The following is a 14,581-nucleotide window of genomic DNA, read 5'->3' on the forward strand; positions in this document are numbered from 1 at the left end:
CATGCGGTGGAGTCGATCGACGAGGCGAGGATGTACCAACCAGAGCTCGAGACCATGCCGAAGGCCGACAAGCGTGAACTGCAAAGCGAACGCCTCGTCGCGCTTGTTGACCGCCTCAAAGCCTCCGAGGTGCCGTACTGGAAGGCCAAGATGGCCAGCGTTGGTGACATCGTATCGATCGACGATATCTCGCTGCTCCCGTTCACGGTCAAATCCGACCTACGCGACGCCTTCCCGTATGGCATGTTGACGGTGCCCGTTGGAGCGTGCAACCGCATCCATGCATCGTCGGGTACATCGGGAAAACCAACGGTGGTGGCCTACACCGCATCGGATCTCAGGGTCTTCGCCGAGGTGAACGCACGGGTGCTCGGATGCGCCGGCGCGCATCCCGACGATGTGTTTCATATCGCCTACGGCTACGGGTTGTTCACGGGGGGCCTCGGCCTCCATGGCGGAGCCGAACTGTTCGGTGTCACGGTTGTGCCCGCATCGGGCGGGAACACCGCGTTCCAGGTGGAGCTGCTCGCCGACCTCGGAGCTCGCGGCTTTTGTGCGACGCCGTCGTTCTCCCTCCTGCTCGCCGAACGCGCACAGGAATCAGGGCTCATGGACGAGATCAAGGTCGAGTACGGCGTGCTCGGCGCCGAGCCATGGTCCGAGTCGATGCGCACGAAGATCGAGGAGGCATGGGGGATCGATGCGCTCGACATCTACGGGCTCTCCGAGGTCATCGGCCCAGGGGTCGCGATGGAGTCGGTTGCGGGCAAGGGTGCGCCGTTCATCTTCGATGATCACTTCTATCCCGAGATCGTCGATCCCAAGACGGGAGAGCCGGTTGATGTCGGGGAGTTCGGAGAACTCGTCTTGACCACGCTCACCAAGGAAGCGCTGCCCGTGATCCGCTACCGGACCGGCGACATCACGCGGTTCGTCGACGAACCGTCACCGTGCGGTCGAACCTTCCAGCGGATGGACCGGATCGCAGGCCGCGCAGACGACATGCTCATCATCCGCGGCGTGAATGTCTTTCCGTCGGAGATCGAAGCGGTCATCCTCGCCGAACCCGGCGTGTCGGGTCAGTGGGCGATCGTCCTCGACAAGCGGGGCACCATGGTGGAGATGGTCGTGCGATGTGAACTCGCCGAGGCTGGCGACATTCCGGAGCGAGAGGCCATTCGCGATCGGATCGAGGCCGCCCTCTACACACGCCTGCGATCGAGGACCTCGGTCATCGTCGGTGATCCGGGGTCCATTCCGCGATCCGAGCTCGGGAAGGCCAAGCGCGTCTTCGAACAGACCGACGATCGTGATCCGCTCGGCTGAGCGCATCGTCTTCACATCCTGATGCCAGCCCTCGTTCCGCTCGTTGTCACATTCATGGATTGTGGAGTTGTTGAGTCTGCAAGTATGGTTCGGTGACGCGACCGCAGGAGCGTGGACGGCTTGTATCAGCGCGAACTCGAGACGATGCCACGGACGGAGCGACGCCGCCTCCAGAGTGCGAGGCTTGTGTCCCTTGTCGATCGTCTGAAGGCATCGGAGGTTCCGTACTGGCGCACCAAGATGGCGCAGGTGGGGGAGATCACCTCGATTGACGACATCACGAGCCTCCCGTTCACCGACAAGTCCGAGATGCGCGAAGCGTTTCCCTATGGCATGCTCACCGTCCCCGTCGCGGCGTGCAACCGGATTCACGCATCATCGGGGACTTCTGGCAAGCCCACCATCGTCGCGTACACCAAGCATGATCTTGGTGTGTTCGCGGAGGTCAACGCAAGGGTGCTGGGGTGCGCAGGGGCACAGCCGCATGACATTTTCCACAATGCACACGGATATGGGCTGTTCACGGGTGGTCTCGGCTTGCATGCGGGTGCCGAGCTGTTCGGGGTGACCGTCGTCCCGGCCTCGGGCGGCAACACGGATTTCCAGGTCGAGTTGCTCGCGGATCTCGGGGCGCGGGGCTTTTGTGCGACGCCGTCATTCTCCCTGCTGCTCGCCGAGCGCGCCGAGGCAGCTGGTCGGATGGGTGACATGAAGGTCGAATACGGAATCCACGGGGCTGAGGCATGGTCCGAGTCGATGCGCACGAAGGTCGAGGAGGCGTGGGGGATCGATGCGGTCGATGTCTACGGACTCTCGGAGATCATCGGTCCCGGTGTTGCCATCGAGTCGATCGAAGGGAAGGGTGCTCCGTTCATCTTCGATGACCACTTCTATCCCGAGATCGTCGATCCCAAGACGGGCGAGCCCGTCGCGGCAGGAGAGTATGGCGAGTTGGTGTTGACCACCCTGACGAAAGAGGCGCTTCCGGTCATCCGGTATCGGACGAGGGATATCACCCGTTTCGTCGATGAGCCGTCTCCGTGCGGCCGGACCTTCCAACGCATGGGCAGGATCGCGGGGCGCGCCGACGACATGCTGATCATTCGCGGCATCAATGTCTTTCCCTCCGAGATCGAGGCCATCATCCTCGACGAGGCGGGCGTCTCGGGTCATTGGGCGATCGTGCTCGACAAGCGGGAAACACTCGTCGAGATGGTGGTGCGGTGCGAACTCGCCAGCGCCGAGTGTCTCAGGGAACGGGACAACATCCGCGAACGGCTCGAGAAGTTGCTGCACTCCCGGCTGCGGACGCGTACAACGGTGCTCGTTGGGGACCCGGGATCCATTCCGCGATCCGAGCTCGGCAAGGCGAAACGCGTGTACGAACAGGTGGATGACCGGGACCCGCTCTCAAGGTAGTCCTCGAAGCAGATCCGTCCTGCGGTCGCGCTACTCGAGGACGAAGGTCAGCTTCATGTCGACGCGGAAGTGCTTGATGGTGCCGTCTTCGGCAATCTCGACCTTGTGTTCGGATATCCACGCCCCACGAATACCGTCGACGGATTTCTGCGCCTTGGCGATGCCTTTGCGGATGGCATCCTCGAATGATCCGGGGGAAGTTGATGTGACCTCGATCACCTTGGCAACTGACACGTGAGACGCTCCTTCTGGTCGCTCGTCTTCCCCTGAATCTACCTCGGTCGTGAGCACTGCGATCGGTTGGATCAGGGCCGTCCCCATTTGCCAATCGAACATGTGTTCGATTAGTCTGTCCTTCCGGCGGAGGGCGTCACGCTGGTGAGTCGAACAAGAGGAACCGGCGTGGTTGTCAGCTTGCAACGAGAAGATGTCCCCCGGCGAGGCCTCTCGGCGACGGCATCACGAGATGCTGATCTTGCTGATCGGTCCAACGGGCACGAGACCGGATCCATCCTCGCGCTTGCAAAGGGGCAGGTCGCGGCCCTTTCCGGGCTTCCCGGCTCCGGGTTGACACGGATCGGTTTGTCCCTTCTGGCGCCACACGCTGCTCGTGGTGCCCTCGCGGTGGTTGATGTCCGTGGATGGGCGAGCCCGCAGGCGGCATGGGAACTCGGGATCGAACCCGAGCATTTGATCGTGGTGCGAAACGGTGACCTCGTCACTTGGAGCCGAGTCGTTGCAACCCTGCTTGACGGTGCACAAGCCGTCTATGCCGAGATTCCGAACGGAGTCAAAGATGCGGTGCTTCGCAAACTCGCTGGCAAGGCACGAACCCGACGCATCCCCCTCGCGCTGCGTCCCGTTGCCGGGGATCTTCCCGGCGGGATCGCCCATCTCCATCTCAGGGCGAGGGCCGTGATCTGGGACGGTGCCGAGAGCGGTCATGGGCGGCTGAGGACACGGCGAACCATCTTTGATGCCTCAGGCAAGTCGACTCGGGGCATGGAGCGAACAATCGAAGTCGAGGACGATGGAACGAACGATCTGCGTGTGGTTCCCCACATGGATGCTCGGACAACCAGATACCTTGCCTGATCAGCCGATCCAAGCGATCGACGAGACCAACAAGGTGGTCGCCTACAACGATCTCGCAGCGTCGGGCGGTGTGATGGTCGGGATGCAGCGACGCTCGGCGGAAGCGATCTGCCCGACCGTGGTGACCGTCAATGCCGACGAACAGCAAGCCATGACGCGATTCGAGCCCGTCGTCCTGTCGATCGAGGCACTGGTTCCGTCCGTCGAGGTCGCAGAACCGGGCCTCGCCTTCGTTCCCATCGACGGCGCCGTTCGCTACTACGGGGGAGAGGCCCCGCTCGTCGAACGAATCTCAACGGAGCTTGCCGAATACCGTCATGGATTTCGGATGGGGCTCGCTCGCGGTCCCTTCGCGGCCCATCGGGCAGCGAAGGCAACCACCTCGGCACAACCGATCCTGATCGTCGACGACGACGCGGCGTTTCTCGCAGCACTCGATGTCAGAACACTCGCAAGCGAAGATCTCGCAGCGGTCCTTCATCGGCTTGGGATCACAACGCTCGGGTCGCTCGCCAAGCTCCCGACCAAAGCAATCGTGTCACGCTTTGGCAGGGAAGGGCACGAGGCGCATCGGCTTGCTCGGGGAATGGACCGTCCCATCGAGCCGAGGGAGATTCGTCGGGATCCCACGATCTCGTCGGACTTCGACCCACCCATCGACCATCTCGAAACGGCGGGCTTTGCTGCGCGAAATCTCTCGCAACGATTGATCGCAGAACTCGCCCGATCGGGAGTTGCCCCCCACCGGGTCATCGTGACGGCCATGGCTGGTGACGGGACCGTTCGGACGCGAACATGGCGGAGTGCGGATCCGTTCAACGACCATACGCTTGCCGATCGGATCCGATGGCAGCTCCGTACATGGATCGAAGGGACGGGGGCAAGCGTCCGTGGCGGCCTTGTCAGTCTTCGTCTCGAACCGGCTGACCTTTCAGGTGCCGGGAGGCAGATGGCCATCGAGGAAGACGCGGGTTCCTTCGAGGAGATGCAGCGGGCCTTCATGGAGGTGCAGGCGATCGCCGGTCTCGACAATGTTCTCGTCGCGACACCACAAGGAGGACGGGACGCGCGCCAGAGGGTGCAATGGACGCGTTGGGGAGAGGCCCCAACAGCATCGGAGCGCGATCCCGACGCACCATGGCCAGGGCAGATCCCTGGCCCCTCGCCGGCCCTTGTTCCACCGGAGCCTGTGCCATTCCCGGTGACCTGGGTCGACGGGATGCCAGAGCAGGTTCGACTCAAGGCCCGTTGGGTTCCCGTGCTGTCATGGGCGGGACCATGGAGAGCCGTCGGTCAATGGTGGAATGGGCAGTCGACCGCCGACCGATACCAGATCGTGACCTCGGTTGGCGCCTATCTCTGCGAGATCAGGGACGGTGCCACCTACCTGATCGGGGTGTACGACTGATGGGGAAGTCCACCGTTCCCCGTTCACGGCTTCGACGAGGTGTGAAGATCGAGATAGGCGTTGGTGATTGCCGCTTCGGTGGCGCGCATCAGCGGCGTGAGGTCATCCTTGTTCGTCAACTCGGCTGTTTCGATCGGCGGCAGGACACGAATCCTCGCATGGCCGGGAAAGAACAGCTTCGATCCCGGGGTCGAGATACGATCGGTTCCTTCGATGGCCACGGGCAGGATTGGAAGCCCGGTGTCGATCGCAATCCGGAACGCTCCTTTCTTGAAGGGCAGCAGCTCCTCTCCGCCGCTGCGGGTCCCCTCCGGGAACACCATGAGCGAGTAACCGCGCTCGGCGGCAAGCCGCACCCCGTCGTTGATCGCCTGCCGGCTCGAACCACCGGCCTGCCGGTCAACCTCGATGATCCCGATCCGGCGCATCGCCGGGGAGACGATCGGGATCCTGAACAGTTCCTTCTTGGCGAGGAAGCGGCCCTCGATGGGCAGGACCCAGAACAGAAGGGGGATGTCGAAGGTCGACAGGTGGTTCGACACGACGACATAGCGTCTGGACTCATCGACATGCTCCACGCCATGGATCTCGAACCGCACCGGAGGGATACGAAGGAACTGGCGGGACCACCGTTTCACGATCCGCCCGAACAGCGGCGTATGCGGTCTGAAGATGCCGTAGACGATGATGAAGAGCGCGTAGACGCATGTGAGGAGAAAGAAGAGGGGCACGAGGACGAATGTCCGCACTGCAGCAAGGATCTTGTGCATGGCGGTAGCGTAGACGAGATGATTCGGGTGACCCCATGCGCCAACTGAGCCGCGACGCGGCTCGACGGATCTCGTTGGCCGCGCAGGGATTCGGCGACCCTTCACCGACAGGACGGGTCGATGTTCGCCACTTCCGTCGCGTCATGGGCCGGCTCGGGTTGATCCAGCTCGACAGCGTCAATGTCTGTGTGCGTGCCCACTACATGCCCTTCTACTCGCGCATCGGCTCATACGATCGCGAACGGCTCGATCGGTGGCTTCACACATCGGGCGAGCATTTCGAGTACTGGGCACATGAGGCGGCAGTCCTCCCGGTGGATCGCCATCCGTTGTGGCGCTGGAAGATGGATGAGATGCTGCCCTCGAGATGGCGTTCGGCCAGAGAGCTTCTCGATGGACACCCCGAGATCCTCGACGATGTCCTCGGCCAGATCGCCGATCGCGGACCGTTGACCGTTCGTGATCTCGATGCACCCGGACGCTCCGGTGAGCCGTGGTGGGGATACGGCCCCGGCAAGCTCGCGCTTGAGATCCTGTACGCGAACGGGAAGCTGAGCGCGCGGAGAAGCGACAACTTCGTGAAGCTCTACGACCTGCCCGCACGGCAGCTTCCGCCCGGTGTGCTCAGGAGTGAGACGCCGACGAAGCAGGCGGCATATCGGGAACTCCTCACCGCGGCCACACGGCATCTCGGCGTCGGCACACTCCACGACATCGCCGACTACTTCCGGCTTCACATCCCCACCGCCCGATCGGTCGCGAAGTCGCTTGCGTCGGAAGGCACCATCGAGGAGGTTGCCGTTGCCGGATGGAAGGGACCGGTGTACCTCGATCCCGAGGCGGTGCGTCCGCATTCGATCAACGCAACGACCCTGCTGAGCCCGTTCGATCCCGTCGTGTGGTACCGCGAACGGGCCGAGCGCCTCTTCGGCTTCCGGTACCGAATCGAGATCTATGTCCCTGAGCCCGATCGGGTGTACGGCTACTATGTGCTGCCGTTCATGATGGACGGCGACCTCGTCGGTCGGGTGGATCTCAAAGCCGACCGGCAGAACGGGACGCTCATCGTCAAGAGCGCCTTCCGGGAGGAGGGGAGCCATCCTCGAACGGTTGCTGGTGCTCTCAGCTCGGAACTCGACCGCTTTGCCGGCTGGCTCGGACTCCCCGACATCGCATTCGAGCGTGCAGGGAACCTGATGGATGCCCTCCGGGAGCAACGATGATGCTGGCTCCGAATCACCCGATGTCTCACCCAATGTCGAATGCGAGCACCGTGTAGCCCTCGGGGACATCCAGCAGATGGAAACTCCCGGCCATCCAATCGGCGAAGACGAGATCGTTCGTTCCATCGACGCGCAGGACGACGAATCGGTCGTTTGCCGTGAACCCGACCGGTGTGAGTGCCCCGCGGTAGGTGAGGTGGCGCGTCGGGTTCACGGTGGGGCCATGTACCTCGAGGTGGGCATCGCTGAGCCCTCCGCGGAAGTTCGCGAGGAGATCGGTGTTCGCGCTCATCGCGACGCTGGCGACGCCATCGTCCTCCATGACGCGCCGGTCGAAGAGCGTTTCGGGATCGTCGCCCATCCGCGTCATCAGCACCGCTTCGGTTAGATGGTCCGGGGCAACATGCGGTGGAGCCATCACGAGACTGGTGGCGGATACAGCGGCAACCGTGCCCGGCCTGCTCCGAAGAAGTGAACCGTCCCCGGACCGCCACAGCGTGGTCTGTCGCGGCGTCGTTGACAGGAAGCCGTTGGCGTCCCAGCGGACGAGCTGTTCGCCTTCGTCGATCGGTGTCACCGCCGAGATGTGCATCAGGGAGCGACCCATCGGGTCAACGGCGGCGGTGAACAGCATCGACGACTCATCGGCCATCTGCTGTACCCACGCGAGCCGTCCGACCTCGGTGGCGTGCCAGGTGTGGCTGAGCACCGCGGGGAGCGTCACCGTCTCGAGCTCGGTCGGAATCCCGAGGGACAGGTTGTAGGTGAGGGTGTCGGGGAGGTGCTCGGTCACGGCGATGAACCTGCCGCTGCTGTCGAACACTGCCCTATGTGTCGAGTCGGGCGCCGGTCGGGGGTCGAGAAGAATCTCCTTCGGGCGTATGAACTCTGGATCCCATTGCAGGGTGGTGGGCCCGTCCTCGCTGTCGACGATCAGGGTCAAACGGTCCTCGATGCCGGGAATCAGCTCGTTGAGAGGTTCCCCGAAGGGAGAAGCGTTCCCTGCCCGGTCCTCGACCCCTGCGCGGTCGGCGAACGGTGTCGAATCGAGTACGGGCGGATCGTCCTCGCCGAGGGCGCCGAAAAGAGCAACCGATCCGACCACGATGGCGACCGCGAGCCCCGACACGGCGATGGGAAGCCACGGACGCCCCGTGATGGGCGTGCCCTCGTCGGATGGCGAGGACAGAACCGAAGCGGACAGGTCATCCTCGATGGGGATGGGTCGAACCCGGGGGTCGTCCGATGGCGTGCCCATGGGTTGCACCCTACCGCCGCGAAGGGGATCGGTAGTCGAAGAGCCCCAACCCGGCTGAACGCACACAGTCGCTACCGTGCAGTGCCCGGAGGCCCTGTGGATTCGATCAGAGAAGCGAAGAGGCAACTGCGTGAGAGGATGCGTGGCGTTGGGCGCGCAGCACACTCGGGCGCCGTGGTTGAGCACCTCGCTGCTTGGCCGCCGTTGCATGGACGGGTCGTCACCTACCTTGCGATGGGCGACGAGATCGATCTGGGCGGCCTCGCGAGCCTTGCACGGTGTTCCTTCCTCGCGCCGCGTATCGACGCCGGTGGGGAGCTGTGCATCCATGAGCTGCGGTCCGATCAACTGCGTCGTCACCCGTTCGGCTTTCTCGAGCCAGGCGTCGATGCTCGTGCGGTCGACCTCGATGAGGTCGATGTCGTGCTCGTGCCCGGAAGAGCCTTTGACTCGGCTGGCAATCGGCTGGGTCGAGGGAAGGGCTACTACGACCGCCTCCTCGCTCGACTCCCGCGGGGAGTCGTCCTTGTCGGTGTCACCGTGGAGGGAGCCTTCGTCGACGAAGTGCCGGTCGATGAGCGTGATGAGTCCGTTGACTGGGTCGTGACGGAGTCGGGGATTCGTCGGGTCGGTGGTGAGCTCCAGGACGCGAGCGACCGCTTCGTGTCCGCTGCGGTTGCATACGGGATCGCTGCGGCGCCGGTGCGGTTTCCTCAAGGGACGAGAACCTCGAGGGATGCTGCAGACGCCATCGGCTGCGAGCTCGGAGCGATCGCGAAGACGCTCGTCTTTGTGGCAGACGGCAAGCCGGTCCTCGTCATCTGTTCGGGTGATCGTCGCGTCGATGAGGGCAAGCTTGCTTCGTTCGTCGGTGCGACCACCGCGAGCGCGGCCCGACTCAGCGAGGTGCGCGACATCTCCGGTTACGCGGGCGGGGGGACACCCGCGGTTGGTCACTCGACGGAGATGCCAGCGGTGATCGACGCATCTCTCGGCCGCTATCGTTGGGTCTGGTCGGCGGCAGGAACACCCGAGTCGGTGTATCCGGTGTCACTTGAGCGCCTCATCGCCGCCACCGGCGCGAGGGTCGCGTCGGTCGCATCGGAAGGATGAGGATGAAGCAGTGGGAGAACAGCACGGCACTTGTCGTCATCGATGTCCAGAAGGGATTCGATGACGAGGGCTACTGGGGACCGCGCAACAACACCGAGTGCGAAACCAACATTGGACTTCTCATTGCTGCGTGGCGCAAACAGGGCTGGCCGATCGTCTTCGTGCGCCATGGATCGGCCGAGCGGTCCTCGCCCCTCGCCGCCGGCTCACCCGGATTCGCCTTCAAGGATGTCGTCTCGGGGGAGCCCGACCTCCTGATCACGAAGTCGGTCCATTCAGCATTCCACGGCGACGAGGACCTCGATGCGTGGCTCACCGAACACGGCGTTGCAGGAGTCGCCATCTGCGGGATCCAGACAAACATGTGCTGCGAGACCACCGCGCGGATCGCCTCCGATCTCGGCTATGACATGATCTTCGTTATCGACGCAACCCACACCTTCGACATCGTCACCCCGACCCACAAGGTGTACCGTGCCCGTGAGATCGCGCGCTACACGGCGGTCACCCTCGAGGCGGGTTTCGGATCGGTCATGCATACTGCAGATCTGGTGGACTGACGAGTCACGGCGCGAGATCGATGATCTCGCTGTCATCGATGGTGATCCCCACAACGGTGCCGGGTTCCAGCGGGTGGCGTGTGGTGAGCGCGAGTTCGGATCCGTCTTCGGTCACCACCGAGGTCGCGAAGGCTCCGTCGGAGAACATCGATTCAACCACCGTTGCGCGCAGCGCCCCGTCCGTATCGATCGTGATGGCATCCGACGGAATCGACACGGGTCCCCTTCCACGGAATGTGGAGAGAATGTTCGGATGCCCGATGAGGCGGGCAACTCGTTCGGTTCCCGGTGCCCGCCACAGCACGGCGGGACTGGCGACGGCGGCGACCCGCCCGGTATCGAGAATCGCAACCCGATCGGCGAACGCGAATGCCTCACCGCGGTCGTGGGTGACATAGATGGCGGTGGCACCAACGGCGGTCACGATCGTGCGCATCTCGTGCAGCAATGACTCGCGAAGGGTGAGGTCGAGGGAACCGAGCGGTTCGTCGAGCATGAGGATCGTCGGTTCCGGAGCGAGCGTCCTCGCGAGCGCCACCCGTTGCTGCTCTCCTCCCGACAGCGTGTTCGGATCGCGCGGACCGAAGCCTCCGAGTCCGACGAGATCGAGGAGTTCCGATGCTCGCGTGTTCCTCGCAGCGCTGGGGATGCCCGCCATCCGGAGCCCGTACGCGACATTGTCGAGGACGGTCATGTGCGGAAACAGGGCATAGTTCTGGAACATGAGGCCGATGGGGCGCTCATGTGGCGGAAGGAGATCCAGCCTGACGCCGTCCGCCGTAATCGTTCCGGTGGACGGAATGATCCCGGCGATGGCGCGCAGAAGGCTCGACTTCCCCGATCCGGAGGCACCCATCACGGCGAATCGTTCCCGCTCCTCGATCACGAGACTGATCCGCTCAAGCGCAAGGTTTGCCCCATAGGCGACGCTCAGGTTCTCGATCACGACGCTCACAGCTCACCTCGCTGCTCGGCGCGAACGCCGTCGATGACGAGGATCGACACCGCCGTGATCAGCATCAGGACGGCGCTCAGCGCGACCGCAGCGCCGAACGGTGCGCCACCGGGGCGACCGAGGAGCCGGAAGATCGCGATCGGAATCGTCGGAGCTTCTGGTCGAGCGATGAACGCCGTCGCGCCGAATTCCCCCATCGATATCACGAACGCAAACGCCGCTCCGACCGTCAGCGCCCGGCCAACGAGCGGAAAGTCGACGGTCCACCATGCGCGCCACGGTGTTGCGCCAAGGGTCGCTGCTGCTTCCCTCAGCTCGAACTGCACACTTCCGAGGGTTGGCGTTGCGGTGCGTACCACAAACGGAATGGCAACGAGCGCATGAGCGATTGGGATCAGCAGAAGCGACGCGCGTAGGTCAACCGGCCAGTCGAGGGCGACGAGAAAGCCGAATCCGATTGTCACTGCCGAGGTCCCGAGCGGGAGCATGACAAACACATCGAAGGTGCTTGCGACGCGTCTGGAGGTGTACGCGAGCGCGGCACTCGCGAGGAGTCCGATCACGATCGCGATCAGGGCCGCAGCGGTCGCGAAACGGAATGAGTTGGCGATGGCCGCGACGGGGTCCACGAACGCTGCACTCTGGTTTGGGAGGGTGGCAAAGGAGATGTAGTTTCCGAAGCCGACGCCTCCTCCGGGTTCGACAAGGGATCGGCCAACCAGGACCACGATGGGGATACCGAGGATGGCGATCATCGATCCAACGATTGCTGTCACCAGCGTCCGTTCCCGCCGGTCGCGCGGCCGTCGGGGCCCTGTGATGTCCTGGCGGAAGGTGACGGCGGTTCGTCGCTGGAAGCTGCCGTACATCATCAGGATGCCTCCGACACCGATGATCTGGAGGACCGCGAGCGTCGATGCGATGTCGAGGCGGAACGCCGCAGTGGCTTGGCGCCAGATCTCGACTTCGATCGTGGTGTAGCTGAGGTCGCCAAGAATCAGCACGACTCCGAACGAGGTGAACGAAAAAAGGAAGACGAGAGCACTCGTCGACGCGATCGCCGGTCGAAGTAGCGGCAGCGTAACGGTTCGAAACACGGTCAGCGGTGTCGCACCGAGGGTCTTTGCGGCTTCCTCGAGATCAGGATCGATCCGTTCCCAGTAGGCGCCGACTCCTCGCACCACAATCGCGTAGTTGTAGAACACATGGGCGATGAGGATGATCCACACCGTGCCGGTGAGGTCGACACGGAACATGCCTCGCGGTCCGACAAGGGTGAGAAAGGCGGTTCCGACGACGAGGGTCGGAAGAACGAAGGGAATCAGTGTCGACGCCCGCAGGATCCGCTTCGCCGGGAAGTCGAATCGGGCGAAGACCCACGCTGCGGGGAGGGCGAACACAACCGTGAGAACGGTCGAGACGGTGGCCTGCCAGAGCGTGAACCAGGCGATCCCTCGCAAACCGGGATCGCTGACGACATCGGCCACAACGCCGAGGCTCAGCGATCCATCAACCGAGAGACCCCGGATCGTGATCGAAACCAACGGATACAGGAAGAAGTACCCGAGGAACACGGTCGGTACGGCGACGAGAGCGAACCGGCCGACCCTGGTCCGCCTGCGTTCGGCTACGAACGAGCGATCTGCGTCCACTCCTGGATCCATCTTTCGCGATTGGTGTCGATCGTGCCGGGATCCATGATCACCGGGGCATCCGGAAACACGGTGTATTCGACGAAGAGAGGCGGCAGCGCCGCCTCTTCGTTTGTCGGGTACACGAACATGTTGAGCGGGATGTCCTCTTGGACGGTTGTCGACAACAGGAAGTCGATCAGTTGTCCGGCCGCCGCCGGATGGGCGGTCCCGTTGACGATGCCGGCGAACTCGATCTGTCGGAAGCAACCCTCGGTCATGACACCGGTCGGTGCGTCGGCCAGCTCACCGAACAGGACCTCGGCTGGCGGTGAGGACGCGTATGACACGACGAGTGGACGGTCACCGCCCGATTGGGCGAACTGCGTGTAGTAGGCCTCGGACCAATCGGACGCAACCGATACTCCGTTGTCGAACAGGTCGTTCCAGTACGCCTTCCAGTCGTAGGCGGCGCCGTCGGGATACGCCGCGATGGTTGCCATGAGGAAAGCGAGTCCCGGAGACGATGTTGCTGGGTCCTCGACGACGAGCAGGTTCCGGTACATGGGGTCAGTGAGTGCGGCGAGGTCGGCTGGGACCGGTAGCTGCGCGTCCTCGAAGCTCTTCTTGTGGTAGTTGACACACACATCCCCGAAGGTGATCGCAGTGGCGTAGTCCCCTTCGACATGGAGGAGGGGTGAGACCTTGTCGAGCTCACCGGCTCGGTACGGGGCGAACAGGTCGTTGTCCAGCGCTCGTGAAAGCAAGGTGTTGTCAACACCGAAGACCACATCGGCGATGGGGTTGTCCTTGGTCAGGATGGCCTGGTTGACCATCGTCCCGGCGTCACCTCCGGTTCGGACGCTCACCGTGATGCCGGTGTCGTCGGTGAACTCGTCGAAAATCCCGTCGCTGAGCGCGAACGAGTCGTGGGTGAGCAGCACGAGCTGGTCTGGCTTCGTCTCGGAGGTGCACGCCGCGACGAGGACCGCAAGGGCTGCCGTGATAATGGTGAGCGTTCGGACGATCCTGGTCATGTTGTTCCTTCCACGATCACCAGGAGGGCGCCGGTGTCGACCGACACCGATGCTGGCCTGGCATTGGTTGTGTTTCTGAGACCGCGCGAGGTTCCCCGTGCGAGCGTTGCGCCCGACAGCGCCCATGTCATCCCCGAGGTCGAGACACCGGTCGTGTCGGACATCGCGACGAGCGAGACGGTCGTGCCGATGGCGACATCGACTTCGATTGTTCCGCCATCGCTGATGGGACGGACCTGGCCCGTGCAGGTGTGCCACACGATGTCGATGTCGGAGAACCGGCGATCAGTGAGCGCGGACGCGATGCCGAGGAGGTGATCGAGGCGGCCCGCTTCGCCACCGAAAAGGTCGATACGGCGAGAGCCTCGCGCCACCGCCTTGAGCATCGCGAGTTCGAGATCGGTCTCATCCTTGTCGGAATCGTGCCGTTCGATCGTCACATCGTTGCGTTCGGCATGGGCAAGGCCATGGTCCGAGATCGAGTCGAGGTCGCCGATGAGGAAATCGACGGCGAATCCCTGTGCCAATGCGTGGTCATACCCCGAGTCGGCAGCGATGATGAACGATCTCGGCTGAGGGGCAGGGGTCGTGCAGAGCTCGCCGCCGAGGAAGATGCTTGCTGTTCGGCTTGTTGCTGCGATGGCCTCCACCCTTCCTCCGCTGGGATTATCCAGTGTCAGGTTCAGCGGGTCGGTGGCAGTGCGGTCGCAAAGCCACCCTCTCAGCCCGGTATCTCCCGAGCTCCCCGGTGTGGTCACGGCCAGTGTAGCGGCTCGACCGTCGCGC

14 protein-coding genes and 1 riboswitch are annotated in these 14,581 nt (G+C 63.5%); of the genes, 7 read left to right on the plus strand and 7 right to left on the minus strand.

The window, feature by feature from the left end; translation table 11 throughout:
* Window positions 1-6 precede the first annotated feature (6 nt).
* Both R2823_06800 and R2823_06805 read left to right on the plus strand, forming a co-directional pair.
* Complete coding sequence (locus R2823_06800) at window positions 7-1,326, plus strand: phenylacetate--CoA ligase (GenBank protein MEZ5175898.1); 1,320 nt, start codon at window positions 7-9, stop codon at window positions 1,324-1,326.
* Between the two features lie 111 nt (window positions 1,327-1,437).
* Window positions 1,438-2,745 carry a phenylacetate--CoA ligase gene (locus tag R2823_06805; GenBank protein MEZ5175899.1) on the plus strand — a complete coding sequence of 436 codons (1,308 nt, stop codon included), beginning with the start codon at window positions 1,438-1,440 and terminating at the stop codon, window positions 2,743-2,745.
* 30 nt (window positions 2,746-2,775) lie between these two features.
* Here R2823_06805 and R2823_06810 read toward each other — a convergent pair whose 3' ends face one another.
* Window positions 2,776-2,979, minus strand: a complete 204-nt coding sequence (locus R2823_06810) for a dodecin family protein (protein ID MEZ5175900.1) — start codon at window positions 2,977-2,979, stop codon at window positions 2,776-2,778.
* Window positions 2,980-3,123: 144 nt separating this feature from the next.
* On the opposite strand from R2823_06810, the gene R2823_06815 reads away from it, so the two are divergent.
* Together R2823_06815 and R2823_06820 are read left to right on the plus strand one after the other, a co-directional pair.
* Window positions 3,124-3,840 (plus strand): hypothetical protein, encoded by a 717-nt coding sequence (locus tag R2823_06815; protein ID MEZ5175901.1) that lies wholly within the window; start codon window positions 3,124-3,126, stop codon window positions 3,838-3,840.
* The gene (locus tag R2823_06820) at window positions 3,776-5,248 is read left to right on the plus strand and encodes a DNA polymerase Y family protein (protein MEZ5175902.1); all 1,473 of its coding nucleotides are present in this window, start codon (window positions 3,776-3,778) and stop codon (window positions 5,246-5,248) included. The genes R2823_06815 and R2823_06820 overlap by 65 nt, the downstream gene beginning before the upstream one ends.
* Before the next feature lie 23 nt (window positions 5,249-5,271).
* On the opposite strand, the gene R2823_06825 is transcribed toward R2823_06820, so the two are convergent.
* Complete coding sequence (locus R2823_06825) at window positions 5,272-6,018, minus strand: lysophospholipid acyltransferase family protein (GenBank protein ID MEZ5175903.1); 747 nt, start codon at window positions 6,016-6,018, stop codon at window positions 5,272-5,274.
* 35 nt (window positions 6,019-6,053) lie between these two features.
* Between R2823_06825 and R2823_06830 the strand changes: the two genes are divergently transcribed.
* On the plus strand, window positions 6,054-7,241 hold the full coding sequence (locus R2823_06830; protein ID MEZ5175904.1) for a crosslink repair DNA glycosylase YcaQ family protein: 1,188 nt from the start codon (window positions 6,054-6,056) through the stop codon (window positions 7,239-7,241).
* Window positions 7,242-7,266: 25 nt separating this feature from the next.
* Here the strand turns inward: R2823_06830 and R2823_06835 are convergent, their stop codons facing one another.
* A complete protein-coding gene (locus tag R2823_06835) occupies window positions 7,267-8,499 on the minus strand; it encodes a hypothetical protein (protein ID MEZ5175905.1) in 1,233 nt (410 codons plus the stop codon).
* A 96-nt stretch (window positions 8,500-8,595) separates the two neighbouring features.
* Here R2823_06835 and R2823_06840 point away from each other — a divergent pair, with 96 nt between their 5' ends.
* Both R2823_06840 and R2823_06845 read left to right on the plus strand, forming a co-directional pair.
* Entirely contained in the window at window positions 8,596-9,612 is a 1,017-nt protein-coding gene (locus tag R2823_06840; protein MEZ5175906.1) for a 5-formyltetrahydrofolate cyclo-ligase, read from the plus strand.
* A 2-nt stretch (window positions 9,613-9,614) separates the two neighbouring features.
* Entirely contained in the window at window positions 9,615-10,172 is a 558-nt protein-coding gene (locus tag R2823_06845; GenBank protein MEZ5175907.1) for a cysteine hydrolase family protein, read from the plus strand.
* 4 nt (window positions 10,173-10,176) lie between these two features.
* Here the strand turns inward: R2823_06845 and R2823_06850 are convergent, their stop codons facing one another.
* The 4 genes from R2823_06850 to R2823_06865 all read right to left on the minus strand — a co-directional run bounded on the left by R2823_06850 (window position 10,177) and on the right by R2823_06865 (window position 14,445).
* A complete protein-coding gene (locus tag R2823_06850) occupies window positions 10,177-11,127 on the minus strand; it encodes an ABC transporter ATP-binding protein (GenBank protein ID MEZ5175908.1) in 951 nt (316 codons plus the stop codon).
* Window positions 11,124-12,779, minus strand: a complete 1,656-nt coding sequence (locus R2823_06855) for an iron ABC transporter permease (protein ID MEZ5175909.1) — start codon at window positions 12,777-12,779, stop codon at window positions 11,124-11,126. The genes R2823_06850 and R2823_06855 overlap by 4 nt, the downstream gene beginning before the upstream one ends.
* Entirely contained in the window at window positions 12,755-13,795 is a 1,041-nt protein-coding gene (locus R2823_06860) for a thiamine ABC transporter substrate-binding protein (protein ID MEZ5175910.1), read from the minus strand. The genes R2823_06855 and R2823_06860 overlap by 25 nt, the downstream gene beginning before the upstream one ends.
* On the minus strand, window positions 13,792-14,445 hold the full coding sequence (locus tag R2823_06865; GenBank protein MEZ5175911.1) for a thiamine diphosphokinase: 654 nt from the start codon (window positions 14,443-14,445) through the stop codon (window positions 13,792-13,794). The genes R2823_06860 and R2823_06865 overlap by 4 nt, the downstream gene beginning before the upstream one ends.
* Window positions 14,431-14,553, minus strand: a riboswitch (TPP riboswitch). Its footprint overlaps the gene before it by 15 nt.
* Window positions 14,554-14,581 lie beyond the last annotated feature (28 nt).

The sequence above is a fragment of the Acidimicrobiia bacterium genome (assembly GCA_041393965.1).
In the GTDB taxonomy this organism is placed as follows: Bacteria; Actinomycetota; Acidimicrobiia; order Spongiisociales; family UBA5794; genus UBA5794.